This is a genomic window from Kribbella sp. NPDC048837, assembly GCF_055586945.1.
On record NZ_JBVJHF010000003.1, the window covers coordinates 883,542 to 907,900 of the forward strand.

Annotated in this window: 25 protein-coding genes; 11 read left to right on the forward strand and 14 right to left on the reverse strand. The window is 69.8% G+C overall.

Translation table 11 applies throughout. The annotated features are described in order from the left end of the window. Nucleotides 1-160: 160 nt before the first annotated feature. From ACZ6O0_RS19775 to ACZ6O0_RS19800, 6 genes are all read right to left on the reverse strand, one after another. Nucleotides 161-1,342 (reverse strand): hypothetical protein, encoded by a 1,182-nt coding sequence (locus ACZ6O0_RS19775; protein ID WP_465766369.1) that lies wholly within the window; start codon nucleotides 1,340-1,342, stop codon nucleotides 161-163. A gap of 566 nt (nucleotides 1,343-1,908) precedes the next feature. Then, nucleotides 1,909-2,886, reverse strand: coding sequence for a ribose-phosphate diphosphokinase (locus ACZ6O0_RS19780; RefSeq protein WP_465766370.1), 978 nt, complete (start codon nucleotides 2,884-2,886; stop codon nucleotides 1,909-1,911). Nucleotides 2,887-2,935: 49 nt separating this feature from the next. Continuing rightward, a complete protein-coding gene (locus tag ACZ6O0_RS19785) occupies nucleotides 2,936-3,958 on the reverse strand; it encodes a threonine aldolase family protein (RefSeq protein WP_465766371.1) in 1,023 nt (340 codons plus the stop codon). Beyond that, nucleotides 3,955-5,328, reverse strand: coding sequence for a class II 3-deoxy-7-phosphoheptulonate synthase (locus ACZ6O0_RS19790; protein ID WP_465766372.1), 1,374 nt, complete (start codon nucleotides 5,326-5,328; stop codon nucleotides 3,955-3,957). The genes ACZ6O0_RS19785 and ACZ6O0_RS19790 overlap by 4 nt, the downstream gene beginning before the upstream one ends. 43 nt (nucleotides 5,329-5,371) lie before the next feature. Beyond that, nucleotides 5,372-5,764 carry a DUF2237 family protein gene (locus ACZ6O0_RS19795; RefSeq protein WP_465766373.1) on the reverse strand — a complete coding sequence of 131 codons (393 nt, stop codon included), beginning with the start codon at nucleotides 5,762-5,764 and terminating at the stop codon, nucleotides 5,372-5,374. Nucleotides 5,765-5,799: 35 nt separating this feature from the next. Next, nucleotides 5,800-6,564, reverse strand: coding sequence for a lysophospholipid acyltransferase family protein (locus ACZ6O0_RS19800; RefSeq protein WP_465766374.1), 765 nt, complete (start codon nucleotides 6,562-6,564; stop codon nucleotides 5,800-5,802). Between the two features lie 209 nt (nucleotides 6,565-6,773). Between ACZ6O0_RS19800 and ACZ6O0_RS19805 the strand changes: the two genes are divergently transcribed. From ACZ6O0_RS19805 to ACZ6O0_RS19825, 5 genes are all read left to right on the forward strand, one after another. Further along, nucleotides 6,774-7,538, forward strand: coding sequence for an alpha/beta hydrolase (locus ACZ6O0_RS19805; protein WP_465766375.1), 765 nt, complete (start codon nucleotides 6,774-6,776; stop codon nucleotides 7,536-7,538). Then, entirely contained in the window at nucleotides 7,531-8,235 is a 705-nt protein-coding gene (locus ACZ6O0_RS19810) for a hypothetical protein (RefSeq protein ID WP_465766376.1), read from the forward strand. Before ACZ6O0_RS19805 ends, ACZ6O0_RS19810 begins: the two co-directional genes overlap by 8 nt. Before the next feature lie 50 nt (nucleotides 8,236-8,285). After that, nucleotides 8,286-9,515, forward strand: coding sequence for an ornithine cyclodeaminase, nickel-pincer nucleotide-dependent (locus ACZ6O0_RS19815; RefSeq protein WP_465766377.1), 1,230 nt, complete (start codon nucleotides 8,286-8,288; stop codon nucleotides 9,513-9,515). Between the two features lie 45 nt (nucleotides 9,516-9,560). Continuing rightward, nucleotides 9,561-10,310, forward strand: a complete 750-nt coding sequence (locus ACZ6O0_RS19820) for an enoyl-CoA hydratase-related protein (protein WP_465766378.1) — start codon at nucleotides 9,561-9,563, stop codon at nucleotides 10,308-10,310. A 138-nt stretch (nucleotides 10,311-10,448) separates the two neighbouring features. Continuing rightward, the gene (locus ACZ6O0_RS19825) at nucleotides 10,449-11,147 is read left to right on the forward strand and encodes a FadR/GntR family transcriptional regulator (RefSeq protein ID WP_465766379.1); all 699 of its coding nucleotides are present in this window, start codon (nucleotides 10,449-10,451) and stop codon (nucleotides 11,145-11,147) included. Between the two features lie 7 nt (nucleotides 11,148-11,154). Here the strand turns inward: ACZ6O0_RS19825 and ACZ6O0_RS19830 are convergent, their stop codons facing one another. Then, nucleotides 11,155-12,546, reverse strand: a complete 1,392-nt coding sequence (locus tag ACZ6O0_RS19830) for an FAD-dependent oxidoreductase (RefSeq protein WP_465766380.1) — start codon at nucleotides 12,544-12,546, stop codon at nucleotides 11,155-11,157. A 160-nt stretch (nucleotides 12,547-12,706) separates the two neighbouring features. Here ACZ6O0_RS19830 and ACZ6O0_RS19835 point away from each other — a divergent pair, with 160 nt between their 5' ends. Next, the gene (locus ACZ6O0_RS19835) at nucleotides 12,707-13,876 is read left to right on the forward strand and encodes an alpha/beta hydrolase (protein WP_465766381.1); all 1,170 of its coding nucleotides are present in this window, start codon (nucleotides 12,707-12,709) and stop codon (nucleotides 13,874-13,876) included. A 55-nt stretch (nucleotides 13,877-13,931) separates the two neighbouring features. Then, nucleotides 13,932-14,681 (forward strand): phytanoyl-CoA dioxygenase family protein, encoded by a 750-nt coding sequence (locus tag ACZ6O0_RS19840; protein ID WP_465766382.1) that lies wholly within the window; start codon nucleotides 13,932-13,934, stop codon nucleotides 14,679-14,681. On the opposite strand, the gene ACZ6O0_RS19845 is transcribed toward ACZ6O0_RS19840, so the two are convergent. From ACZ6O0_RS19845 to ACZ6O0_RS19875, 7 genes are all read right to left on the reverse strand, one after another. Further along, entirely contained in the window at nucleotides 14,644-15,411 is a 768-nt protein-coding gene (locus tag ACZ6O0_RS19845; RefSeq protein ID WP_465766383.1) for an endonuclease/exonuclease/phosphatase family protein, read from the reverse strand. The genes ACZ6O0_RS19840 and ACZ6O0_RS19845 overlap by 38 nt on opposite strands. Further along, the gene (locus ACZ6O0_RS19850) at nucleotides 15,408-16,535 is read right to left on the reverse strand and encodes an ROK family glucokinase (RefSeq protein WP_465766384.1); all 1,128 of its coding nucleotides are present in this window, start codon (nucleotides 16,533-16,535) and stop codon (nucleotides 15,408-15,410) included. Before ACZ6O0_RS19850 ends, ACZ6O0_RS19845 begins: the two co-directional genes overlap by 4 nt. A gap of 67 nt (nucleotides 16,536-16,602) precedes the next feature. Beyond that, a complete protein-coding gene (locus ACZ6O0_RS19855) occupies nucleotides 16,603-17,574 on the reverse strand; it encodes an ROK family glucokinase (RefSeq protein WP_465766385.1) in 972 nt (323 codons plus the stop codon). Further along, the gene (locus tag ACZ6O0_RS19860; protein ID WP_465766386.1) at nucleotides 17,565-17,957 is read right to left on the reverse strand and encodes a hypothetical protein; all 393 of its coding nucleotides are present in this window, start codon (nucleotides 17,955-17,957) and stop codon (nucleotides 17,565-17,567) included. The genes ACZ6O0_RS19855 and ACZ6O0_RS19860 overlap by 10 nt, the downstream gene beginning before the upstream one ends. Continuing rightward, nucleotides 17,954-19,270 carry an ArsA family ATPase gene (locus ACZ6O0_RS19865; protein ID WP_465766387.1) on the reverse strand — a complete coding sequence of 439 codons (1,317 nt, stop codon included), beginning with the start codon at nucleotides 19,268-19,270 and terminating at the stop codon, nucleotides 17,954-17,956. Before ACZ6O0_RS19865 ends, ACZ6O0_RS19860 begins: the two co-directional genes overlap by 4 nt. A 6-nt stretch (nucleotides 19,271-19,276) precedes the next feature. Continuing rightward, a complete protein-coding gene (locus ACZ6O0_RS19870; RefSeq protein ID WP_465766388.1) occupies nucleotides 19,277-19,708 on the reverse strand; it encodes an SRPBCC family protein in 432 nt (143 codons plus the stop codon). A gap of 4 nt (nucleotides 19,709-19,712) precedes the next feature. Continuing rightward, complete coding sequence (locus ACZ6O0_RS19875) at nucleotides 19,713-20,171, reverse strand: hypothetical protein (protein ID WP_465766389.1); 459 nt, start codon at nucleotides 20,169-20,171, stop codon at nucleotides 19,713-19,715. Between the two features lie 107 nt (nucleotides 20,172-20,278). Here ACZ6O0_RS19875 and ACZ6O0_RS19880 point away from each other — a divergent pair, with 107 nt between their 5' ends. The 4 genes from ACZ6O0_RS19880 to ACZ6O0_RS19895 all read left to right on the forward strand — a co-directional run bounded on the left by ACZ6O0_RS19880 (nucleotide 20,279) and on the right by ACZ6O0_RS19895 (nucleotide 24,357). Next, the gene (locus ACZ6O0_RS19880; protein WP_465766390.1) at nucleotides 20,279-22,066 is read left to right on the forward strand and encodes an AMP-dependent synthetase/ligase; all 1,788 of its coding nucleotides are present in this window, start codon (nucleotides 20,279-20,281) and stop codon (nucleotides 22,064-22,066) included. A gap of 109 nt (nucleotides 22,067-22,175) precedes the next feature. Continuing rightward, nucleotides 22,176-22,547 carry an STAS domain-containing protein gene (locus tag ACZ6O0_RS19885; RefSeq protein ID WP_465766391.1) on the forward strand — a complete coding sequence of 124 codons (372 nt, stop codon included), beginning with the start codon at nucleotides 22,176-22,178 and terminating at the stop codon, nucleotides 22,545-22,547. Between the two features lie 101 nt (nucleotides 22,548-22,648). Continuing rightward, on the forward strand, nucleotides 22,649-23,581 hold the full coding sequence (locus ACZ6O0_RS19890; RefSeq protein ID WP_465766392.1) for an ABC transporter ATP-binding protein: 933 nt from the start codon (nucleotides 22,649-22,651) through the stop codon (nucleotides 23,579-23,581). Next, nucleotides 23,581-24,357: an ABC transporter permease gene (locus tag ACZ6O0_RS19895; RefSeq protein WP_465766393.1), complete on the forward strand. Its 777-nt coding sequence runs from the start codon at nucleotides 23,581-23,583 to the stop codon at nucleotides 24,355-24,357. The genes ACZ6O0_RS19890 and ACZ6O0_RS19895 overlap by 1 nt, the downstream gene beginning before the upstream one ends. Nucleotides 24,358-24,359: the final 2 nt, after the last annotated feature.

Below are 24,359 nucleotides of genomic sequence, written 5' to 3' on the forward strand. Positions count from 1 at the left end.
GTCCTTCCCATCGAGGATTGGCTCAACCAAACCGCTTTGGGCTAACGAGTCTTCTGCTGATCGCCGGCGTCGACCTGGGTCGCCTACCCGCCTGCCGACTTCACGGCGATTGTTGGGCACGCTGTCGGCGAGCAACGAGGATCGCGCGGCGCCGGGCGCGTCAGGCACCACAGTGTGCGCATCGTGAGCCGAGGTTGGTCCAGCCCGCGAGCCGAAACACCTCGCGACAGGTGCGTTCGAAGCACGTAGCCTGTACCAACTCCTGCGAGGTCGCGTTGAACAGGGTGGTCGGTGGACGCTCTGCCGCCGCGATCGCGTGGAGGTCGTCCCCTCTGATTTCGAGGTTGAGCCGCTTGAGTAGCGAGTTAACTCGCATCAGGTTGAGCACCGCTCGCGGCGCACCGGAGGGCTCGACCCTGAATCGAGGGATGAGGACCGAACGAAGGGCTTGGTCCTCGAGACTGGTCGTGATGAGGTCGTAACAACCTGAGCTGGTGTGTGCGCCGCCGACCTCGGATGCGAACCAGAGCATGAGCTCGTCGCATTGCACCGGGTGTAGCACCAGCGTTGCCAGGGCTTGGTGCACGATCCTGGTGCCGCCGAACTGCTGTCCCCAGTAGCCGTTGTCGCCAAAGATGCCGATGACGAATGCGTCGTTGTACCGGACGGCGACCAGATCTGCGGGCGGCGTCTTCGGGATGAAGTAGTCGAACCGGTCCTCCTTCTCGCCGGGCAGGCCGGCACGGAAGACGAAGATGGACGCGGGCTGTTCTCCGAAGGACAGCTGATCCGGTCGGTGCTGCAGGCATCTGCGGAGGTGCTCGGTGGAGGCCTTGAGCTCGGCTGGTTCCAGCATCGCATGTGAGCCTGGATCGCGGACCTGGTCACGGAGACCGGTCTCGCGGAACCGGGTCCCGTAGTAGATCTTGGCCAGCCACAAGAACAGGATGGTGAAGTCGAGACCTCGGACGGCCTCCCAGCCGGTGCCGAACGCGGTGCTGACGGGCTTCTCGAGGACGGTCGACATCCGCTGGTTGCAATCGAAACAGCACGGGACCTTCCGCTTCCCGTATCTGAAGACCTGATTGTTCGGCAGATCGGCTCCTGCGTTGCCCAGACCGAGACGCTTCAGCATCCACTTCGGCACGACGTCTTCCTCAGTCCCTCGCACCTCCTCGCCGAAGAGCCGGTGGCAGATGAAGCAGCCGTCGCCGTACTCAGGCGGGGCCGGCAGACCCGGGTGAATCACCTCGAAGGGAAGGTCATGGCCTCGCCCGGGCACACCGGTTGCGCCGGTTGAGCTGGCGTTGGTGTGCCCGTTGGTCTCCTCGGTTCTGCTCACAGCTCCCCCACCATCTCCACACCCGGCGGGCCGAGTGCCCACACCTTTCTCGGCCGACGCGGCGTGGCCGGCCGGTCCCCATCATCGCCGGCTGAACCAACAGATCCACCGCCGGGGACTGTGCCCAGTTCGTGTCGGCCTGCGTGGCAACCGTGCGCCGCAAGAAATGTCGACGCCATATCGGTGATGCCGACACCCGCCGCGGGTGTCGACATCTGGCGGCTAGTTGGCCGAGGCGACAGCGTCCTCGTAACGGGCGCCGACAACGCCCCCGGGGGCGAGGCCCGCAAGTCAATGATTACAGGGTCGGGCGACGGACATCAGGCCAGAGCCCGTGGCGTGGGGTTAAGGTGTGCGTTCCTCCTCGGTCATCACTTCTCGCAGCCCGCTCGACCACGGACGCTGGCAAATTGGTCGCACGCGGGCGGCAGCCCGCAGGCCGCCGGCGGTAGCCGGCAAGGATGCACCGGCGCTGAGCCGGAGGGTGGGTGGGAGCGGGCGTAGCAGGCGCGGGAGGAGCGGAGCGACGGAGCGCCTGCGGAGCACGCGTGGGTCGGCTACAACCCCTAGAACGGGAGCTTGGGTTGGGGTGGGGCGTGAGTCGGGTCTACGCCGTCGAACAGGCTGCTCACCGACTCGCCCCCGTGGATGCGCTTGATGGCCTCGGCGAACAACCCCGCGACCGTGCTGACCTGGAGCTCCGGGAAGCCGGCCGGCCGTGGCACGGTGTCGGTGCTGATGACCTCGGTGATGGACGGGTGGGAGCGGAGGCGCTCGACGGCGGGGCCGGCGAAGAGGCCGTGGGTGCAGGCGACGGCGGCCTGGGTGCAGCCGCGGTCTTTCAGCCGGTCGAGGAGTTCGATGATCGAGCCGCCGGTGGCGATCTCGTCGTCCAGGATGATTGCTCGCTTGCCGGCGACGTCGCCGACGATGGCGTCGATGACGACGCGGTCGTCGGCCATGCGCTGCTTGCTGCCGGCTGCGACCGGGAGGCCGAGGAGGCGGGCGAACTGGGTTGCGGTCTTGGCGTTGCCGAGGTCCGGGCTGACCACGACGGTGTCGCTGAGGTCGCGGCCGCGGAAGTGGTCGGCGAGTACGCCGATCGCCGTCAGGTGATCGACCGGGACGGAGAAGAAGCCGTGGACCTGGGGTGCGTGCAGGGCCATGGTGAGGACGCGGTCGACGCCGGCCGTGGCCAGGAGGTCCGCGACCAGGCGGCCACCGATCGAGATCCGGGAGGCGTCCTTCTTGTCCGACCGTGCGTACGCGTAGTGCGGCATCACCGCGGTGATCTGCTGCGCGGACGCGCCCCGGGCGGCGTCGATCATCAGCAGCAGCTCCATCAGGTGCTCCTGCGTCGGCGGCACCAGCGGCTGCACGATGTAGACGTCGCGTTGCCGGCAGTTCTCCTGCAGTTGCACCTGCAGGCAGTCGTTGCTGAAACGATGGACTTCGACGGGCGAGAGCGGTACGCCGAGATCGGCACAGATCCGCTCCGCCAAACCAGTGTGGGCACTTCCGCTGAACACGACGATCTCTCGCACGGCTCTCCCCGAACGCTGCGAACCCGACACCTGCACCCTATCTCGGGGCTCAGCTGATCAAGCGGGCGAGGGCTTCCGCGGCTTTGCGGCAATCCGATGTCGACGCGTCGAGATGTGTCACGACGCGGAGCTGGGTAGCGCCGACACCGCCGACCAGGACGCCTGCACCGCGCGCCGCCTCCACCACCTCGGCCACGGACTTGCCCGTGGCGGCCAGGTCGGCGACGACGATGTTGGTGTCGACCTGGTCGGGCTTGACCGAGCCGGGTGCCGCGTCGGCCAGAGTCTCCGCGATCAGCCGGGCGTTGGCGTGGTCCTCGGCCAGGCGCTCGACGTTGTGCTCGAGCGCGTACAGACCGGCAGCCGCCAGTACGCCGGCCTGACGCCAGCCGGCGCCTAGCCGCTTGCGCCAGACACGAGCCTCGGCGATCAGAGAAGCTGAGCCGACCAGGACCGAGCCGACCGGGGCGCCCAGGCCCTTGGAGAGGCAGACGCTCGCGGCCGCCGCACGGGACGCGTACGTCGCGGCGGGGCGGCCAGTGGCCACGGATGCGTTCCATAGGCGGGCACCGTCGAGGTGGAGCGGAAGGCCGCGGGCGTCCAGCTCGTCCGCCAGAGCGTCGTACGCCTGCTGGATCGCGCCGCCGCCGAAGTTGTGGGTGTTCTCGACCGAGACGGCCGCGGTCTGTACGAAGTACGGCCCGAGATCGGCGGCGATGAGTGCGCGGATCTGCTCCAGGTCGATCTGGCCGGCGGGAGCGCTCCACGTGCGGGTGGTGACCCCGCTGACGGCGGCGTGCGAACCGAGCTCGGCGCGCACGATGTGGGCGCTCGCCTCGCACAGGACCTCGCCGCCGCGCGGGACCAGGGCCATCACGCCCAGCACGTTGGCCAATGAGCCGGTGACGGTGAAGAGCCCGGCCTCGTGCCCGAGCAGGCCGGCGACCGTCTCCTCGAGCCGGTTGATCGTCGGGTCCTCGCCGTACACGTCGTCGCCGAGCGGCGCCGACGTCATCGCCGCCAGCATCCCCGCCGACGGACGGGTCACGGTGTCCGAGCGGAGGTCGATCATGCTTGCGCGCCGCGCAGCCGCTCGGCGACCAGGAAGGCCAGCTCCAGCGACTGGTGCCGGTTCAGACGCGGGTCGCAGGCGGTCTCGTACCGGTTCACGAGATCCTCCGCGACCAGCTCCTCACCGCCGCCGAGGCACTCGGTGACGTCGTCGCCGGTGAGCTCCATGTGCACACCGCCCGGCCACGTCCCGACCTGCTCGTGCGCGTCGAAGAACCCCTGCACCTCGTCCATCACGTCGTCGAAGTTGCGGGTCTTGTACCCGTTCGGGGCCTCGTAGGTGTTCCCGTGCATCGGGTCGCACACCCACGCGATCGGCGAGCCGTGGTCCCGGACGGCCTCGAGCAACGGCGGGAGCGCCGACCGGATCTTGCCAGCGCCCATCCGGGTGATGAACGTGAGCCGGCCCTCGATCCCCTTCGGGTTCAGCTTGTCGATCAGGGTCCGGATGTACTCCGGGGTCGTGGTCGGACCGATCTTCACACCGAGCGGGTTGGTCAGCGACGCCAGGAACTCGACGTGCGCGCCGTCCAGCTGCCGGGTCCGCTCCCCCACCCAGAGCAGGTGGCCGGAGACGTCGTACGGCTGCTCGGTGCGCGAGTCGATCCGGGTCAGGGCGTGCTCGTACTCGAGGATCAGCGCCTCATGCGACGCGTAGAAGTCGACGGTCTTGAACTCGTCCGAGGTCGCGCCGCAGGCCCGCATGAAGGAGAGCGCGCGCTCGATCTCGGACGCCAGCTGCTCGTAGCGCCGGCCGACCGGTGAGGACTTCACGAAGTCTGTGTTCCACGCGTGCACCTGGTGCAGGTCGGCGTACCCACCGGTGGTGAACGCGCGGGTCAGGTTCAGCGTGGCGGCGGCCGCGTTGTAGACACCCCGCAGCCGCTGCGGGTCCGGGATCCGCGCCTCGGGGGTGAACTCCAGTCCGTTGACGGCGTCCCCGCGGTACGTCGGCAGCGTTACGCCGTCCCGCGTCTCCTCACCCGAGCTCCGCGGCTTCGCGTATTGACCGGCGATCCGGCCGACCTTCACGACCGGCACGCTCGCGGCGTACTGGAGTACGACGGCCATCTGCAGCAGCACCCGCAGCTTGGCCCGGATGTTCTCCGCGGTCACGCCCTCGAACGTCTCCGCGCAGTCCCCGCCCTGGAGGATGAACGCCTCGCCGCGGGTGACCGCGCCGATCTTCGTGGTGAGGTCGTCGCACTCACCGGCGAACACCAGCGGCGGCAGTTTCCGCAGCTCCTGGATCACCTGGTCCAGCACGGCCGAATCAGGCCATTCCGGCTGCTGCAGCGGCTTCAGAGCCCGCAATTCGTCCAGGCTCGGAACCCCGGGAACTTCCCCCGTCGTCAACGTCGCAAATTGCATGAGCCCAACTTTAGGCCAGCCGGGTCAACGCACAGTCAGCGTCTCAGGTCAGTGAGCCCGGATCCGGCGGTACGTCGACCGCGTGCTCCCGCAGCACGGCGAGCGGGATCGTGTCCAGGGAGCGGACGTGGGTCGACGCGAGTACGACGGGAGCCGCGGCGCCGGCGTGGTACGCCTGGAGCCACCGGACCGCGACCACGCACCACCGGTCCCCCGGCTTCAGACCGGGGAAGCTCAGCTCCGGCCGCGGGGTGACCAGGTCGTTCCCGACCGAGACCTGGTGGGCGAGGAACTCCGCGGTGACCACCGCGCAGACCGTGTGACTGCCGAGGTCCTCGGGGCCGCTCGTGCAGCAGCCGTCCCGGTAGAAGCCCGTGACCGGATCGGTCCCGCACTCCTCCAGCGGTTCGCCGAGGACGTTCAGGTCGCTGTCCATGGCGACATCCTGACCCGGACGGGCGCGAAAGGCGGTCAGCTGGCCTTGGTGTCGCCGAGTCGGAGGTGCGCGTCGACCGACTCGCCGGCCTTGATCAGCTCCTTGGCCTTCTCGGCGTACATGTCGACGTACTCCTGGCCGGACAGCTCCATCATCGCGTACATGATCTCGTCGGTGACCGAGCGCAGCACGAACCGGTCGCGCTCCATCCCCTCGTAGCGGGAGAAGTCCAGCGGCTTGCCGATCGCGACACCCGGGCGGACCAGCCGCGGCAGGCGGCGACCCGGCTCACGGATCAGCCACTGCGGCCAGAGCGTGCCGGGCGGCTGCAGCTTCTCGGTGTCGATCATCGCGACCGGGATCACCGGCACGCCGGCCACGATCGCCATCCGGGCGACGCCGGTCTTGCCCTTGTAGAGCCGGCCGTCGGGCGAGCGGGTGCCCTCGGGGTAGATCCCGAACAGCTCGCCCTTCTTCAGGATCTCCAGCCCGGTGTTCAGCGCGGCCAGCGAGGCCCGCCCGCCGGAGCGGTCGATCGGGATCTGGCCCACCGACCGGAAGAACGTGGCGACCAGCTTCCCCTTCAGCCCGGGCGCGGTGAAGTACTCCGACTTCGCCGGGAAGACGATCTGCCGGGGGACGGCGACCGGGAGGAAGATCGAGTCGCAGAAGGCCAGGTGGTTGCTGACCAGCAGCGCCGGGCCGTCGGCCGGGATGTTCTCCAGCCCGGTGACCTTCGGCCGGAAGAGCAGCTTCACCAACGGTGCGACGAGGAACCGTCTGAGGAACAGATAAAGCATTCGCCTCGACCTCCGTCACTCGCCCGACAGTGCGGACGATACGTTCCAGCTTCCCCCTCAGGCAATGTCACCGCCAGGAATGCGGGTGTTGCTCACCGTGTTGTCACCTGGATGCAGACTGGATGCAGCCCAGATGGGACGATGGGCGTGCGTCCGGGCCCACCGTGGCCCGGCCCGTCTGTGAGGACCGTGACCTGCGAGGAGTCGACGTGGCAGTGCAAGGCTACGCGGAGGAATTCCGCAGTCCCGGGACCGGCGAGAACGCCGCGGTAGGTGTCCTGCTCAGCCATGGATTCACCGGTTCGCCGAAGTCGATGCGTCCGTTCGGCGAACACCTGGCCGCCGAGGGGTACGGCGTCGCCGTGCCCCGCCTGCCCGGCCACGGCACCACCTGGCAGGAGATGAACAAGACCGGCTGGCCGGACTGGTACGCCGTCCTGGACAACGAGCTGGAGCGGCTGCGCAAGGAGCACGACCAGGTGTTCCTGGCCGGACTGTCCATGGGCGGCTGCCTGGTGCTGCGGCTGGCCGAGCAGCACGGCGCGAACGTTTCCGGTCTGGTCCTGATCAACCCGTCGGTGCGGACCGACGACAAGCGGCTGGCGCTGCTGCCGGTGCTGTCCCGGCTGGTGCCGTCGTTCCCGGGCATCTCGAACGACATCAAGAAGCCGGGGGTCGAGGAGGGGGCGTACGACCGGATGCCGCTGCGGGCGCTGCACTCGCTGTCGCAGCTCTGGCAGGTCACCCGGGACGATCTGCCCAAAGTGACACAGCCGGTGCTGATGTTCCGCAGTACTGTCGATCATGTGGTGGAACCGAGCTCTGGGCGGACCGTGCTGGCCTCGATCTCGTCGCGCGACGTGACCGAGACCATGCTCGAGGACAGCTATCACGTGGCCACGCTGGACAACGACGCGCCGCGCATCTTCGCGGATTCGGCCGCGTTCATCCGCCGGGTCGCGGCCGATGCGTGACAACGGCCTGACCGCCGCCGGCTACACGTCGCTCGGTGGTATCGATCCACTCGTCGCCGAGCCGGTCCTGACCGCGCTGGCCGAGGCGGGCATCGCGGCGTACTGCGCGAGTCAGAGCGAGGCCCGGACGCCGGAGGAAGCCGAGGAGCCGGTCCACGGACCGGTCGGGTACGCCGAGATCTTCGTGGACGCCGAAGCGGTGGAGCGGGCCCGGCCGATCGTGGAGCGGAGCACGGAGGACGCCGAGTGGGCGTCGCTGGTCGAGCAGTTCAACGCGCCGTCCGCGCCCGGGCACGACGGCGGCGAGCCGCCGGTGCCGCGGTGGCCGGCCAGCGAGGACGTCGACGAGAAGTACGAACCGCTGATCGACGTACCCGCCGGGCTGGCCGTCGACGACAAGTCGGACGACGAGGACGAGGACGACAAGCCGGCGAAGAAGACCGACGACCCGCACGACCACTACGTCCCGCCCGAGCCGCCGCGCGGCCCGAAGCTGGACTGGATCAGCCGGGTCGCCTGGCTCGGCCTGATCGGCGGCCCACTGCTGCTGATCGCGGCCGCGATCCTCGACTTCGGCACCGGCCGGATCACCACGCTCGCGGTGGTCGGCTTCATCGGCGGCTTCCTCACCCTGGTGATCAGGATGAAGGACCGGCTGCCACCAGATGACACGCCCGATGATGGAGCGGTCGTCTGAGTTAGAGTGCGGATCGTCGGACAATCCGACGACTTCCGAGGGAGGTACCCGTGCAGGTCACCGAGACCGTCGAGATCACCGGCCACCTGATGGACTCCGGGCTGCTGTCCCGGGTCCTCGACGACATCCGCGGGTACGGCGGTGAGTACACGCTGGACAAGTTCGACCTCGGCTACGACAAGGACGACCCGTCGACGGTCCGGATGACGGTCGGCGCCGAGGACGAGGAGTCCCTGCAGCGGCTGCTGATGCGGATCCAGACCAAGGGCGCGAACCTGGTCGACCCCGGGACGCCGGAGATCACCGAGGTCTCCCACGACGGCGTGTTCCCGGACGGCTTCTACTCCACCACGAACCTGCCGACCAGTGTCCGGCTCGGCGGCCACTGGGTCGCCGTGCAGAACCCGGAGATGGACTGCGGGCTGCTGGTCGAGGGCGAGACCGTGCGGACCATCCCGATGTCCGACGTCCGGGCCGGGATGAAGATCATCACCAGCGCGCAGGGCGTGCGGGTGATCCCGCCGATCGCGGTGAACACCGAAGAGGGTTTCGGCTTCATGGAGTCCGACGTGTCCAGCGAGAAGCCGCAGCGGGTGCTGGTGAAGCAGGTCGCGGACGGCATGCGCGAGGCGAAGGCGAACGGCCAGAAGGTGCTGTGGGTCGGCGGTCCGGGCATCGTCCACACCGGCGCCGCGCCGGCCATGGTCGCACTGGTCGAGGCCGGTTTCGTCGACGTCCTGTTCGCCGGGAACGCGCTGGCCACCCACGACATCGAGTCGTCGCTGTACGGTACGTCGCTCGGCGTCGACCTGGCCCGCGGCCGCGGCGTGGAGCACGGCCACGAGCACCATATCCGCGCGATCAACACGATCCGCAAGGCCGGCTCGATCGCCGACGCCGTGGAGCAGGGCGTGCTCACCTCCGGTGTCATGCACGCGCTGGTGAAGATGGGCAAGACGTTCGTCCTGGTCGGGTCGGTGCGCGACGACGGGCCGCTGCCCGACGTCTACACCGACGTCCTCGAGGGCCAGCGGGCGATGCGCGCCGAGCTGCCCGGCGTCGGCTACTGCCTGATGGCGGCGACCATGCTGCACTCGGTTGCCACGGGCAACATCCTGCCCGCGTCGATCCCGCTCACCTGCGTGGACATCAACCCGGCGACGGTGACCAAGCTGGCCGACCGCGGCTCCTCCCAGGCCCGCGGCATCGTCACCGACGTCGGCCTCTTCATCGAGCACCTGGCCCGCGAACTCTCCCCCACCTACGCCGAGACCAAGTAACCCGCGTCACGTCCGGACCCTGATCGGTTGGTGTTGGATGAGGCCATGACCGAACTCGTGCATCTGGAGACTGCCGACGGCGTGGCGACGATCACGCTGGACTCGCCGCACAACAAGAATGCGCTCTCACAGCAGCTCACCGGTGAACTGCTGGAGCAGCTCGAGAGCGCGGGTACGGACGACGCCGTCCGGGTGATCGTGATCCGGTCCGCGCTGGAGGTGTTCTGCTCCGGGGCCGACCTGTCCGAGGCGACCACGGTCGGCATGGGCGTCGGCGCTCAGCGGATGGTCGACGTCCAGCGGGCGATCGTCGCGAACCCGAAGCCGGTGGTCGCTCGGGTGGCCGGTCCGGTCCGCGCCGGCGGGATCGGGATCGTGGCGGCGGCCGACATCAGCGTCGCCGGTGCGGCCTCGACGTTCGCCCTCACCGAGGTCCGGCTCGGTCTGGCCGCGGCGACCATCTCGCTGACGGTGCTCCCCCGGCTGACCGACCGCGGAGCGGCGTACACGTTCCTGACCGGCAACGGGTTCGACGGGCTCGAGGCTGCCCGGCTCGGGCTGGTGACCATCACTGTCCCCGACGACGAACTGGACGCCGTGGTCGGCTCGATCCTGGAGTCGCTGCTCGAGGGCGTTCCGCAGGGCCTGCGCGAGACGAAGAAGCTGCTCAACCGCGAACTGCTCGCCGACATCGATGCCCGGGGCAGGGACCTGGCCGACCTGTCGGCGAGCCTGTTCGGCTCCCCCGCGGCCCAGGAAGCGATGCTGGCCTTCCTGAACCGCAAGAAGAGCTAGCCGGCAACCGTGGAGCGGTGCGTATCTGTTGCCGACCGCGGCCGGTTACAGTGCCGACATGCAGGCTGAGTCGCTGGCGACGTACACGTTCCGCACCGGGACGTACTGGGCGTCGCGCGCAGTTCCGGAGCCAGTCCCATGACCTCGCAGACCGATGTGGTGGTGGAGGGAATCCGGCAGCTGATCATCGAGGGCAAACTCCGGCCGGGTGACCGGCTGCCGGTGGAGAAGGACCTGGCCGAGGCGCTCGGTGTGTCCAGAAACCCTTTGCGGGAAGGGGTTCGCGCTCTCTCGATGATGGGGGTGCTGGAGACCCGGCAAGGTGACGGGACCTACGTCACCTCGCTCGACTCCTCGTTGCTGCTGGCACCGATGGGGTTCGTGGTGGATCTGCAGGACCACACCGGTGCGCACTACCTGCACGCCGTACGCCGGGTCCTCGAGACCGAGGCCGCCGCACTGGCGGCCCGGCTGATCGGCCCGGAGGAGCTCGCCGCCGCGGACCAGGCCCTGCACCGGATCGAGCTCGAGCTCGCGAAGGACGATCCGAACCACGAGACCGTGATCGACAACGACATCGCCTTCCACCGCATCATCGCCGGGGCCTCCGGCAACCCGGTCCTCGCGGCCCTGATCGAGGCCCTCGGCGGCCGCACCACGCGCGACCGCCTGTGGCGCTCGATCAGCCAGCAAGGCGCGGACGAGACCACCCACGCCGAGCACCGCTCCATCCTCGCCGCCATCACCGCCCACGACCCCGACCGAGCCCGAGCCCGCATGGCCGCCCACCTGTTCGCCGTCGAGGACTACGTCCACGACCGTCCCCCGTCGAGCTGACCGGCACCTACCGGCTGGGCAGTCGATCGGGTACGACGAAGTCGTTGGAGGCGCCGGCCGCACGTCGGCGCGGTCGGAGGACACGCGGCATCAGCCGTGGTGAGAACAGGGCCTGTGGCTCGTCGACCATGTTCAGCACCCGCAGGAACGCCGCGCTCACGGTGGCGTCGTCGGACACGGCCGCGAGGACCCGGTCGAGATACCTGTTGACGAGCCTGTCCTTCCGGGTCTGGCGAGCACCGACCGTCGTGGGGTACCGCAGGTCCGAACCGGTCGACAGCATCCACGGTCCCTCGGCCCGGGCCGCGATCGCGGCCTGCGCTCCGGCGAGGTCGCGGGTCAGGTCGGCGGCCCGGCAGCCCGCGAGAACACCCGCCAGGACCTCGGCCTCCTTCGCCGCGACCGTCAGCCCCTGACCGTAGGCCGGGTTGAACGCGCACAGGCTGTCGCCGATCACCAGCAACCGCCCCGGGAGCGCGAGTTTCTCGTAGTGCCGCCAGCGGTTCGCCGTCCGCCGGTAACCCCAGATCGGCGAGGCCGGTTCGACGAGCTCGAGAAGTTCCGACAGCAGCGGACTGCGCAGGCTCGCGGCGAAGTCGCGGAACCCGTCCTCCTCGGTCGGCGGGTAGTCCCCACCGCCGCCGATCAGCGTCAGGATCCAGCGGTTCCCCTCGATCGGGAACATGATGCCGCCGCGCGGCTGGACCGGCGGCGCGTTCTGGATGTAGACGGCCTTCCACCGGGCGCTGAACCCGGCCGGGATCTCGAACATCCTTGTCGCGTAGCCGAGGAACGAATCGACGGTGCTTTCCTCGGGAGTCTCGCAGCCGAGTGCCGCGAGCCAATCTGGCAGCTTGGAGCCGCGTCCGCTCGCATCGACGACGAGGTCGGCGTCCAGGTCGGCCGTCGTACCGGTGGCGCGGCCGCGCACGGTCAGTCCCGACACGTCACCCGTCGGGCCGAGGTTCAGCGCGGTGACCTCGTGCTCGGTGCGGAAGCTGATACCGGCGACCTCTTCGACATGGCTCCGTACGGTCCATTCGAGCAGTGCCCGGGTGGCGGAGACGACATGCTGGGTCGCCGGGAACGGCTGGGTCCACCGATTGGCCGGCGTCAGCCAGGCCATGTCGGTCGGCAGGTCGACCGGTACGGCGCCGGCCGCGAGCAGGTCGCTCCCGACACCGGGGAGCAGACGCTCGACGACCTCCATGCCGCCGGTCCAGAAGGCGTGCAGATGGCGCGCCTGCGGTACACCCTTGCGAACGTCCGGCGCATCGGGCAACCTGTCCCGCTCGATCACGGTCACCCGAGCGAAGTGGTCGCTCAGAACCCGAGCGGTCAGGACGCCCGCCATACTTCCGCCGATCACGACGGCATGGCCCAGTCGATCCTTGTTCATGCTGATTCCCCCCTGGAAAGTGCGGGCCGGCCACCCCCTGACCGTGATCCCGTCGGGATCACGGTGACAGCCCCGGGGCGGCGGAGTCATGAAGAACATCTGCGGAGAGTCCCGAGATCTGCTGAAGGCGTGGCAGACTTTCGCTCAGAAGGGGCCTTCGATGTACCGCTTCCGCGACTGTGAGGTCGATCCCCGCGGATTCGTGCTCCGGCGGGGCGGCGCTCCGGTACGCGTCGAGCGCCAGGTGTTCGCCGTCCTGGTCCACCTGATCGAGAACCGCGACCGCGTCGTACCGAAACCCGAACTGCTCGACGCGATCTGGGGTGACCGTTTCGTCAGCGACTCCGCGCTGACCAGCCGGCTCAAGGACGCGCGCCGGGCGGTGGGAGACGACGGCCACCGGCAGGACGTGATCGCCACCGTGCACGGGATCGGGTACCGCTTCGTCGCGCCGGTCGACGTGTTCGGGGAGACCGCCGTACCGGCCGGCTGCGCCACGCAGGAGATCCACTACTGCGACTCCCCGGACGGCGTCCGGATCGCCTACGCGATCGCCGGCGGCGGGGCGCCCCTGGTCAAGGCCGCAAACTGGCTCACGCACCTCGAACACGAGTGGAGCAGCCCGATCTGGCGGCACTGGATCCAGTGGCTGGCCGGCGCCCACCACCTGATCCGGTACGACGAACGCGGCTGCGGACTGTCCGACTGGAACGTGTCGGAGTTCGGTATCGACGCCTGGGTCGAGGACCTCGAACTCGTGGTGGACTCGGCCGGCGTCGACCGGTTCCCGCTGCTCGGCGTGTCCCAGGGCGGCGCGGTCGCGATCGCGTACGCCGAACGCCACCCGGAGCGCGTCACCCGGCTGGTCCTCGTCGGGGCCTACTGCCGTGGCCGGCTCGCCCGGGCGCACTCCGAGGCGGAACGTCAGGAGGCGGCCCTCGACCTGGCGGTGGGACGGGTGAGCTGGCGCCGGGACGACGCCACCTTCCGGCAGGTGTTCGCCAGTCAGTTCCTGCCGGACGCGCCCCGCGAGACCTGGGACGCATTCAACGAACTGCAGCGCGCCACGACCTCGGTGGAGAACGTCGTCCGCTTCCTCGACGCGTTTGCCCAGCTCGACGTCTCGGCCGTCGCGCCGCGGGTTCGCTGTCCCACGCTGATCCTGCATTCCCGCGACGACATCCGCGTGCCCGAGTCGCAGGCGCACGAACTGGCCAAGCTGATCCCCGGCAGCCGCCTGGTCTTCCTCGACAGCGCCAACCACATCATCACCGACCACGAGCCCGCCTGGCCGGTCCTCGTCGACCAGATCGACCGCTTCCTCGGCTGAACGCCGCCCGGACAATTCGTTTGCCGCCCAGTGAACGTGCTGCTGGACTGGCGGCATGCCAGCGCTGACCGATGACCAGCGGGAACAGTTCCGGACCGACGGCTACCTGGTTGTGCCGAACGTCCTGACCGAGGAGCAGCTCACAGCAGGCCGGCGGATCGTGGCGACGATGCTGGACCGCCAACCTCCGTCAGATGTGGGAGCACATTTCCTCTGGCCACGGTTCGATGCCGGACATCCCTTGCTCGACTTCTATCGATCGGTCGGTATTGCCGGGCTTGCGGATCAGTTGCTGCGGGTGGATCTCACCGTTCAGGAGCCGGACTTCGCGCAGGTTGCGACGACGGTTCCGCCGTGGCCGCATCGGCCGGGTGGGCCGCATGTCGACGGGGTGACGCCTTGTCTCGAGGACGGCACTCCGGGGACGTTCACGATGCTGGCGGGGGTTTGGCTGACCGGGCAGGACGAGCCTGATCGCGGCAATCTGTACGTCTGGCCCGGTACGCATCTGCGGCTCGGCGCCTACCTGGCCGAGCATGGCGCTGAAGCGCTGGCCCGGGTCGATGAGATGAATCCTGGGCCGTATCCCAAGATCCCGCTCGGGGAGCCGATTCAGGCGACAGGCTCGGCGGGCAGTGTGCTGTTCGCGCATTACCTGCTGGCGCACAACATCGGCGGGCATTCCGGCCCGGCGGACGACGTATGGCGCGAGACGATCTACTACCGGTTGCACGCCGGCGGGCATCGCGAGCGGTGGCGTGAGGCGGTTACTGAGCCGTTGCTGGAGTTCCGGCGTCCGGGCTGAGTTCGATCAGCATGGGGAGGTGGTCGGAGGCGGCGGCCAGGTCTTCCTGACGTGCGGGGGTCTTGACGATGCGGCCGGTCAGGTCGGGCGAGAGGTGGGCGCCGTCGATGCGCTTGTGGGGGTTGGTGGAGCTGAAGGTCGGGCCGGCGTCGGCGCCCAGGTCGGTGAGGCCTTCCTCGGCGAGGCGTTTCCAGACCGGTCCGTCGGGTTCCTCGTTGAGGTCGCCGGCGAGGAGGTACGGGAGGTTGAAGGAGCGGCAGCCCTTCAGGACCTGTTCGAGTTCGTGCTGACGGCCGCGGATGTGCAGGCCGAGGTGGCAGACGACGAGGGCGAGCCGGGTCGTCCCGAGCGTGACGTGGCCGCCGACGGCGCCGCCGGGGAGCTGGGTGGCGATGAAGTTCAGCCGCCGGCGGACGAACGGGCGCCAGATCCGCCAGTGCAGTGGCTCGGTCAGATCGGTGCCGTCAGCAACGAGAATCGCGTTGCGGGCCGAGCCGGCGACGTACCGCATGCCGAAGCTCGCCGCCATCGCCCGCCGTTTCCGCCGGGTCCCCCACCAGGTCGGCGCCTCCTGGACGAGCATCACGTCCGGCGCGCACGCCTTCACCACCCGGGCGAGCGCCGTACGGTCGTCGCCCCAGCGATGCACGTTGTACGACAGCACCCGGAGCGCCGCCGTACCACCGGATGGACCCAGCTTCGAGTCGTCGCCGGTGGGACCTGCGCTCATGCGTCGTCGGCGGGGTGCAGGTCGGCGTCGGAAGCGGCAGCGCGCATGCCGGTGCGGCGGCCGGCGGACTTGCGGGCGGCTCGCTCGAGGCGGGTGGAGCGGCTGCGGGCGGCCGCGGTCTTCGCGGTGACCGCAGTGGTCTTGACCCGGACCCGGCGCAGCCAGGTGGCCTCTTCGCGGGCCAGGTCGGCCGCGCCGACGAGACCCGCTTCCGGTCCGAGCACCGCACGGACGATCCGCGCCTCCGGACGGAAGCCGCGACCGGTCAGGGTCCGCTTGAACGCCTCCCGGGCCGGGGCCAGCAGGAGCTCACCGGCGTCGGACACACCGCCGCCGATCACGAACGTGCCGGGGTCGAGCGCGGCGGCCAGGTTGGCGAGTCCGATCCCGAGCCAGCGGCCGACGTCCTCGAGCAGCTCGACCGCGACCGGGTCGCCGTCCTTGGCCAGCTCGGTCACCATCGGGCCGTTGATCTTGCTCGGATCGCCGCCGGCCGCGCGCAGCAGGTTGTGGGCGACCGGTGAACCGGACAGCGCCAGCTCCCGCGCCTCCCGGGTCAGCGCGTTGCCGGACGCGTACTGCTCCCAGCAGCCGCGGTTGCCGCACTCGCAGCGGTGACCGCCCGGCACGACCTGCATGTGCCCGAACTCCCCCGCGATGCCGAACTTCCCGCGCTGCAGCGCGCCGTCGTTCAGGATCGCGCCACCGATGCCGGTCCCGAGCGTCACGCAGACCAGGTGGCTCTCGCCCTGACCGCCGCCGAACCGCCACTCCGACCAGGCGGCCGCGTTGGCGTCGTTCTCGACCACGACCGGCAGGCCGAGCCGGCGCTCGACCGCGTCCCGCAGCGGCTCGTGCCGCCAGGCGAGGTGCGGCGCGAACAGCACCGACGAGCGCGTCCCGTCGACGAACCCGGCCGCGCCGATGCCGACCGCGATCACGTCGTGCCGGGACTCCAGGTCGTGGACGATCTCCGCGATCGCGTCCTCGGTCTCCTTCGGGTCCGTCGTCGGCGTGTCCCGCCGGACCCGGTCCAGGATGTTGGCCTCCGGGTCGACCACCCCGGCGGCGACCTTGGTCCCGCCGATGTCGATCCCGATCGTCAAAGCCTGCGTCAGAGCCACTGCACGACCCTCCTCGCCGTACCCCCAGCCCCCGCCGGACTACGTCCAGTATCCCGCGTCCCCGGGATCACCGGGTTTTCTCCGGGGCCGCGGCCGGGCGGCGGGCCAGGTCGGCGGCACCGATCAGGCCGGCGTCGTTGCCCAGCTCGGCCACCCCGAACGCCGGGTGCGGGCGGTTGGCCTTGGCCGGCAGATTCCGCTCGAAGGCGACCTGGGCCGACTTCATCAGCAGGTCCTTCGCCGCGCTCACCCCGCCGCCGATGACGATGATGGTCGGGTCGAACAGGGTCGCGATACTCGCCAGGCCTTCGCCCAGCCAGTGCCCGAGGTCCTCCAGCAGCTCGACCGCGCACGGGTCGCCGGCCGCGGCCGCCTGGGTGATCATCGGCCCGGTCAGCTCGGCCGGGTCGGTGATCCCGCAGACGCTCAGCATCTGCGCGGCGAGCAGCGAGCCGGACTCGGCCCGCGCGCGCCCTTCGCGCACCAGCGCCCGCCCCGACGCGTACTGCTCCCAGCACCCGCGCGCCCCGCACCCACACTGATGCCCACCGGGTACGACGCGCATGTGGCCGAGCTCGGCCGCGACACCATTCGCACCGCGCAGCAACTCGCCGTCGTTCACGACCCCGCCGCCGATGCCGGTGCCGACCGTGATGCAGACCATGTCCTCGACGTCCTTCGCGGCGCCGAAGGCGAACTCGCCCCAGGCGGCCGCGTTCGCGTCGTTCTCCACGACCACGGGGATCTTCAGCACCTTCGAGACCCGGGCGCCGAGCGGCTCGTCGCGCCAGGCGAGGTTCGGCGCGAACAGCACGGTCGACCGGTCCGACGAGACGAACCCGGCGGCGCCGATCCCGACCGCCTCCACGTCGTGCCCGGCGATCAGCTCGGCCGCCGCGTCACAGATCGCCGCGGCGGTGTCGTCCACCGAGTTCGCCGGGGTGTCGCGCACCGCGCGGGCGCCGATCGTTCCGTCCGGGCCGACCAGGCCCGCCGCGATCTTCGTTCCGCCGACATCGATGCCGATCGTCAGTCCCATGGTTCGGGGTCCTCACTCACGTCGATCCGGTCCACCCGGGACCGCACCGGCTCCTCTTGCGCTGTCTCCTGGGAACGCGACTCTGCGTCCTCCCGCGTCTGCCGGGCCGCGTCAGCGGCGGCCTCGAGCAGAGATCTCACCGAGCCGAGCACATGAGCCGCGGCCGTCGACAGCTGCTCGATCGTCTCCGGACTGGTGGTCCGGACCTTGTTGATCAGCTGGCAGACCGGGCACCACACACAGTCCGGCCCGAGCTTGTGCTCATGGGCCTCCGGCGGCTGCTCCGCATGCGTCGTACCACTGGGGTCGGTTGCGGCCTGCTGCAGTACGGCGAACAGCTTCGCCGCCTCCTCCGCCACGGACCCGATCGGCTCCTTGCTCAACGGCCCTCTCCGATCGCGGCGCCGTGGGCTAGCTGCTTCGCGTGGTACTCGGCGGTGAGCTCCTGGGCCAGCTCCTGCGCGGACTCCAGCGGCCCACTGCCGCTCGGCAGCTCGGAGGTCACCGGTCGCGCGGCCTCCCGCGGAGCGAACCGCACCTGCAGCCGACCGTCGTCCAGCCGCGCGCCCGCGACCACACCGCGCGCCAGCGCCGCCGGCAACGGCAGCACGCGCCGGTAGGACCCGACCGTGATGATCAGCTCGTCACCGTGCCGCGCCAGCTCCAGCTCACTCGCGGATGCCAGCGGCAACGGCATCGTCAGCGTGTAGGTCCGACCGTCGGTGTCGATGTGCCGGTCCACCCACAACGAGGTCTCGGCCGTGGCGCGGGCGAACGGGTCGTCCCCGCCGTACATCTCGACCGCGAAGGCGGCCAGCTCCTCGACGCCGACCGGCTCACAGACCCGGTACGGCGACTCCCAGATCGGCAGCGGCCGGAACGAGTCGGCCACCTCTTCGAGAATCCCTCGCTGTGCGGCGACCCACTGCCGTCGCCACGAGTCCGCGCCGGCGGCCGGGAACACCCGGTTCGCGACCACGCCGTCCACGCGGTAGCCGTACAGCGACAGGCGCGTGAGCGACCGCCGCGCCTCGGCGACGACGACGGCCTCCGGCGTCAGCACCAGCCGCACCGAGGCGTCCGGGCCGGCCAGCAGCGTGCGGATGTCGGAGAGGTCGCTCTGCAGCCGCCTCAGCGCGTCGAAGACGGTGTCGTCGGGCATCGGGATGCCGGACCCGCGGCTCAGGAACGGCCGGAAGGTCCGCATCACCTTGCGCTCGGCGTTGAAGATCCGGCCCATGTACCAGTTCAGGGCCTCGGGCAACGCGAGCAGCCGCAGCGTCTCCGCGGTCGGCGCGCAGTCCACCACGATCACGTCCCAGCGCCCGGACCGGACGTGGTCGCGCACCTCGAGCAGCGCGAGCACCTCCTCCGCGCCCGGCAGCACGGTCAGCTCCTCGGCCTCGATCGGGTCCACCCCGACCATGTGCAGCACCGACCGCAGGTACGACTGGATGTCACCCCAGGACCGCTCGAACTTGCGCTGCGCGTCGATCTGCTGGACGAACAGCAGGTCGTCGATCTCGGTCGGCTCCGGCCCGACCTCGGAGTCGAACGCGTCCGACAGCGAGTGCGCGGCGTCGGTCGACAACACCAGCGTGCGCAGCCCGCGCAGCGCGGCGAGCGTGGCGGTGCCCGCGGCGGAGGTCGTCTTGCCGACGCCGCCCTTACCCGTGTACAGCAGAACCCGAGTCACTCTGGATCAGGACTCGACGCGCTTCTTGAGCCCCTTGAGGGCCGTGTCGATGATGACCTTCTCCGCCTTGCGCTTGAGCATCCCGATCATCGGGATCGCCACGTCGACGGCCAGCCGGTACGTCACCTCGGTCCCCTCCGCGCCCAGGTCGCGCAACACATAGGCGCCGTCCATCCCCTTCACCATCTTGGCCCGCACCAGCGTCCAGGTCACCTCGTTGCGGGACCAGACGTAGTCCAGCGTGTACTCGTCCGAGATCGCGCCCGCGTCGACCTTGAACCGGACCTGCTTCGGCCGGCCCGCCTCGTCGGTGGACAGCACCTCGGTCTCCCGCATCGAGTCGGCCCATTCCGGGTACGCCGCGAAGTCCGCGATCACCGCCATGATCTCTTTGGGGCTCGCGTTCACCACGATGGTCGAGGTGGTCTGTTCCGCCATCTATTCACCTCTTAGCTGTGGGACTCGTCGTACGCGGACTGCCGGGCGCTGCGCCAGCGTCCTCCCCGGAGACTATCGCGGGATCGGCCCCGGGACGGCGTTCGCCCGCCGCGCGGCCCGCTTCGGCTTCGTCCTTGAACCGCCACAGGTGCTCCCGGTACGACGCGACGTACCGCTCCTTGAGTCGGGCCAGGGCCCGGCCGCGGACGGGTTTCGCCGGGTCGACCCGCAGGTACCAGTGCACGACGACGCCGTCGCGGACCGCCTCCAGCCACCACTCCGCCGTACCGATCGCGCTACCGGTGACGGCCCAGCGCACGCCCTCCAGGCCGCGCCGCTCGGCCGGGGTCAGGGTCAGATCCGGCCACCACTCGCGCCAGAGGGTGTCCGAACCGAGGCGCGCGGCGACGTAGGCTGGATCAGCAACGACCAAGTCGTCGCAACTGATGTCGAGCGTGGGCATTGCTGAAGGCACCTGTTCCTTGGGTCACATGAACCTGGCTACTTCTGGGTAGGTGACTGTAGCGTGCGCCGGAAGTCGACAATTCGTGACCGACTGAGGAGACGCGGATGCGTGAGTACACCGTTCCTGCTGTGACCGAGCCACCCACCGGGAGCCTGAGCGACCCCGTGTGGGCGAACGCGTCCTCCCATCCTGACACCGCGGTGTTCAGCCGGCGGGCCGAGGGCGGCTGGCTCGACGTGTCCGCGGCCGAGTTCGCCCGGCAGGTCACCGCCGTCGCGAAGGGCCTGATCGCGGCCGGCGTGAAGCCCGGCGAGCGGGTCGCCCTGCTCAGCGCGACCCGGTACGAGTGGACCCTGATCGACTACGCGATCTGGAGCATCGGTTCGGTCACCGTTCCGATCTACGAAACGTCGTCGCCCTCGCAGGTCCAGTGGATCCTGACCGACTCCGAGGCGGTCGTCGCGATCGTCGAGAACGCCGCTCACGGCGCCGTGGTCGAGTCCGCCCGGCCGGAAGCGCCGTCACTGCAGGAGGTCTGGCAGATCGAGGCCGGCGCGGTCGAGCAGCTGACCGTGCTCGGGCAGGAGGTCACCGACGCCGAGTTCGACAAGCGCCGTACGGCGGTCGGCCCGGACGACCTGGCTACGCTGATCTACACCTCGGGGACGACGGGACGCCCGAAGGGCTGCCGGATCAGCCACTCCAACTTCATCGCCGAACTGGACCCGGCCGTGAAGATCCTCGACGACCTCTTCGACACCAACGGGGCGAGCACGCTGCTCTTCCTGCCGCTGGCGCACGTGTTCGCGCGGATCATCCAGGTCGGCTGCGTGATGAAGATGGTCAAGGTCGGCCACAGCGCCGACGTGAAGAACCTGGTCGCCGACCTCGGCGAGTTCAAGCCGACCTTCATCCTGAGCGTGCCGCGGGTGTTCGAGAAGGTGTTCAACTCGGCCAGCCAGAAGGCGCACTCCGACGGCAAGGGCAAGATCTTCGACGCCGCCGCGGACACCGCGATCGCCTACTCGCAGGCACAGGACAAGGGTGGCGCGTCGTTCGGGCTGAAGGCCAAGCACGCGCTGTTCGACCGGCTGGTCTACGGCAAGCTCCGCAACGTCCTCGGCGGCAAGGTTCAGTACGCCGTCTCCGGCGGCGCACCGCTCGGCGACCGGCTCGGGCACTTCTTCCGCGGCATCGGCGTACCGGTGCTGGAGGGCTACGGCCTGACCGAGACCACTGCCGCGGTGGCGGTGAACCTGCCCGGCGACATCCGCGTCGGGACCGTCGGCCGGCCGCTGCCCGGAGTGTCGGTCGCCGTCGCCGACGACGGCGAGCTGCTCTTCAAGGGCGGCCAGGTGATGCAGGGCTACTGGAAGAACGACGAGGCCACCGCGGCCGCGATCGACTCCGACGGCTGGTTCCACACCGGCGACCTGGGTGAGTTCGACGTCGACGGGTTCATCAAGATCACCGGGCGGAAGAAGGAGATCCTGGTCACCGCCGGCGGCAAGAACGTCGCGCCGACCGTGCTCGAGGACCAGATCCGCCTGCACCCGCTGGTCAGCCAGTGCATGGTCGTCGGCGACGGCAAGCCGTTCATCGCGGCGCTGATCACGATCGACCCGGAGAACATCGTGCCCTGGGCCACCGAGCGCGGGAAGCCCACCGACGTCGCGTCGCTGACCGCCGACGCGGACCTGATCGCCGAGATCCAGAAGGCCGTCGACGAGGCCAACGGCTCGGTGTCGAAGGCCGAGGAGATCAAGAAGTTCTCGATCCTCCCGATCGACTGGACCCAGGAGTCCGGCGAGCTGTCGCTGAAGCTCTCGCTGCGCCGCCACATCGTGATGAAGAACCACGAGTCCGACGTCGAAGCCCTCTACGCGAAGTAGGCGGGCGAATGCTGCTGGGTACCGGACGGGCATGAAATCAGTGAGGCGTGCCGCGCACAGCAGGGTGCCGGCACCACGTGTGGTCGGATCCGCCCGTCCCCCGTCGGACGTGAGCAAACCGTTCGTCTGCAACTGGAGCGCGGTCGGCGACTGCGCGGTCGTCCGCGTCGCCGGTGCGGTCGACGTCGCCGCCGTACCCACATTCGCCACCGAGCTGCAGCATGTGATCACCACGAAGCTCTCGAAGCTCGTGGTCGATCTGCGGCGGGTCACGGCGATGGAGGCGGCCGGCCTGCTCGTGCTCGCCGATGCCCATGACCTGGCCGTCCAGCACGGCGGCTGGTTGCGCGCCTCCGGAGCCGGGCAATGGCTGGCCGATCTGATCCGGACCACCGGGTCCGACCGCCCGCTCGACCACTACCCCACACTGGCGGACGCGCTGCCCGCCTACCGGCCGGCCTTCACCCCGCCGACGGTCTGATTCGCGCGGACGTCGTACTGCCGGCATCAACCGAATGGCTGATGGCGGGTCGAGCTTGATGGGCGATGTGAGCCGGATGGCTCCTCCGCGAAGCTCGAGGCATGACCACGACGAGCACCTCATCGACGGCCCGCGGGGCTGTCGTCGAAGTCAGTAATCTGCGCAAGTCCTACGGCAGCCGGACCGTCGTCGACGGTGTGTCCTTCACCGTCGAGGAGGGCGAGATCTTCGGGATCCTCGGCCCGAACGGCGCCGGGAAGACCACCACGGTCGAGTGTGTCGAGGGCCTGCGGGTCCCCGACGGGGGCCGGGTCCGGGTCGCGGGCCTCGACCCGATCGCCGACCACGCGGCAGTCACCCAGGTCCTCGGCGCCCAGCTCCAGGAGAGCGAGCTGCAGGCCAAGCTCACGGTCCGCGAGGCCCTCGAGTTGTACGCCGCCCTCTACCCGAACCCGGCCGACTGGAAGCCGCTGGCCGAACGCCTCGGCCTCGTCGCCCAGCTGAACACCCGCTTCGGGGTGCTGAGCGGCGGCCAGAAGCAGCGCCTGTTCATCGCGCTCGCGCTGGTCGGCAACCCCCGGGTCGTCGTCCTCGACGAGCTGACCACCGGACTCGACCCGCGCGCCCGCCGCGACACCTGGGAGGTCGTCGAGGACGTCCGCGCCCGCGGCGTCACGGTCCTCCTGGTCACGCACTTCATGGAAGAGGCGCAGCGGCTGTGCGACCGGATCGCCCTGATCGACCAGGGCCGCATCACCGCGCTCGACACACCCCGCGGACTGATCAGCCGTACGGCGGGATCCACCGTCATCTCGTTCACCCCGTCGGCGCCGCTCGACGACGAGGAGCTGGCCGCACTGCCGGCGCTCGCGTCCGTCGAACACAAGGACGGCCGGATCACCCTCGCCGGCACCGACGACACCGTCACCGCGGTGCTCTCGCTCCTCGCCAGGCACCGCATCACCGCCCACCAACTCCGCGTCACCGACGCCACCCTCGACGACGCCTTCCTCGGCCTCACCGGAGCGCACTGATGAGCACCGCCGTACAGACCGCACCCGCGCGGTCCACCAGCCCCTACTTCGCCGTTCTGCGCGCCGAGGCGCGACTGTTCCGGCGTGAGCCCGGCAGTCTCTTCTGGGTGCTGGTCTTCCCGCCGCTGCTCCTGGTGATCCTGGGCAGCATCCCGTCGTTCAAGAAGGTCGACGCCGGGCTCGGCGGGGTCCGGCTGGTCGATCTGTACGTGCCGATCCTCGTGCTGATCGCCCTGGTCATGATCGGCCTGCAGACGATGCCGCCCGTCATCACCGGCTACCGCGAGCGCGGCATCCTGCGCCGGATGTCGGCGACTCCCGTCCGCCCGTCCGCGCTGCTGTCGGCGCAGATCGGACTGAACGGCGCCGCGGCCCTGGCCTCGGTGCTGATCTGCCTGACGGTCGGCCGGCTCGCGTTCGGCGTGGCGTTGCCGCGCCAGGCCTTCGGCTACGCGCTGGCGCTGTTGCTCACCGCCGCTGCCTCGCTCTCCCTGGGCGCTCTGGTCTCCGCGCTGGCCCGGACGGCGAAGATGGCGCAGGCGCTCGGTACGGGGATCTTCTTCCCGAGCATGTTCTGCGCGGGCTTGTGGCTGCCGGTCAAGGCGATGCCTGACGTGATGGCGCACATCGTCGTACTCACACCGTTCGGGGCCGCCGCCGGCGCTCTCGACGAGGCGTTCGCCGGCGATTGGCCGTCGTGGTCCCACCTCGGCGTACTCGCCGCCTGGGCGATCGTGCTGTCGGCCGCCGCCGGTCGCTGGTTCCGCTGGGAGTAGGA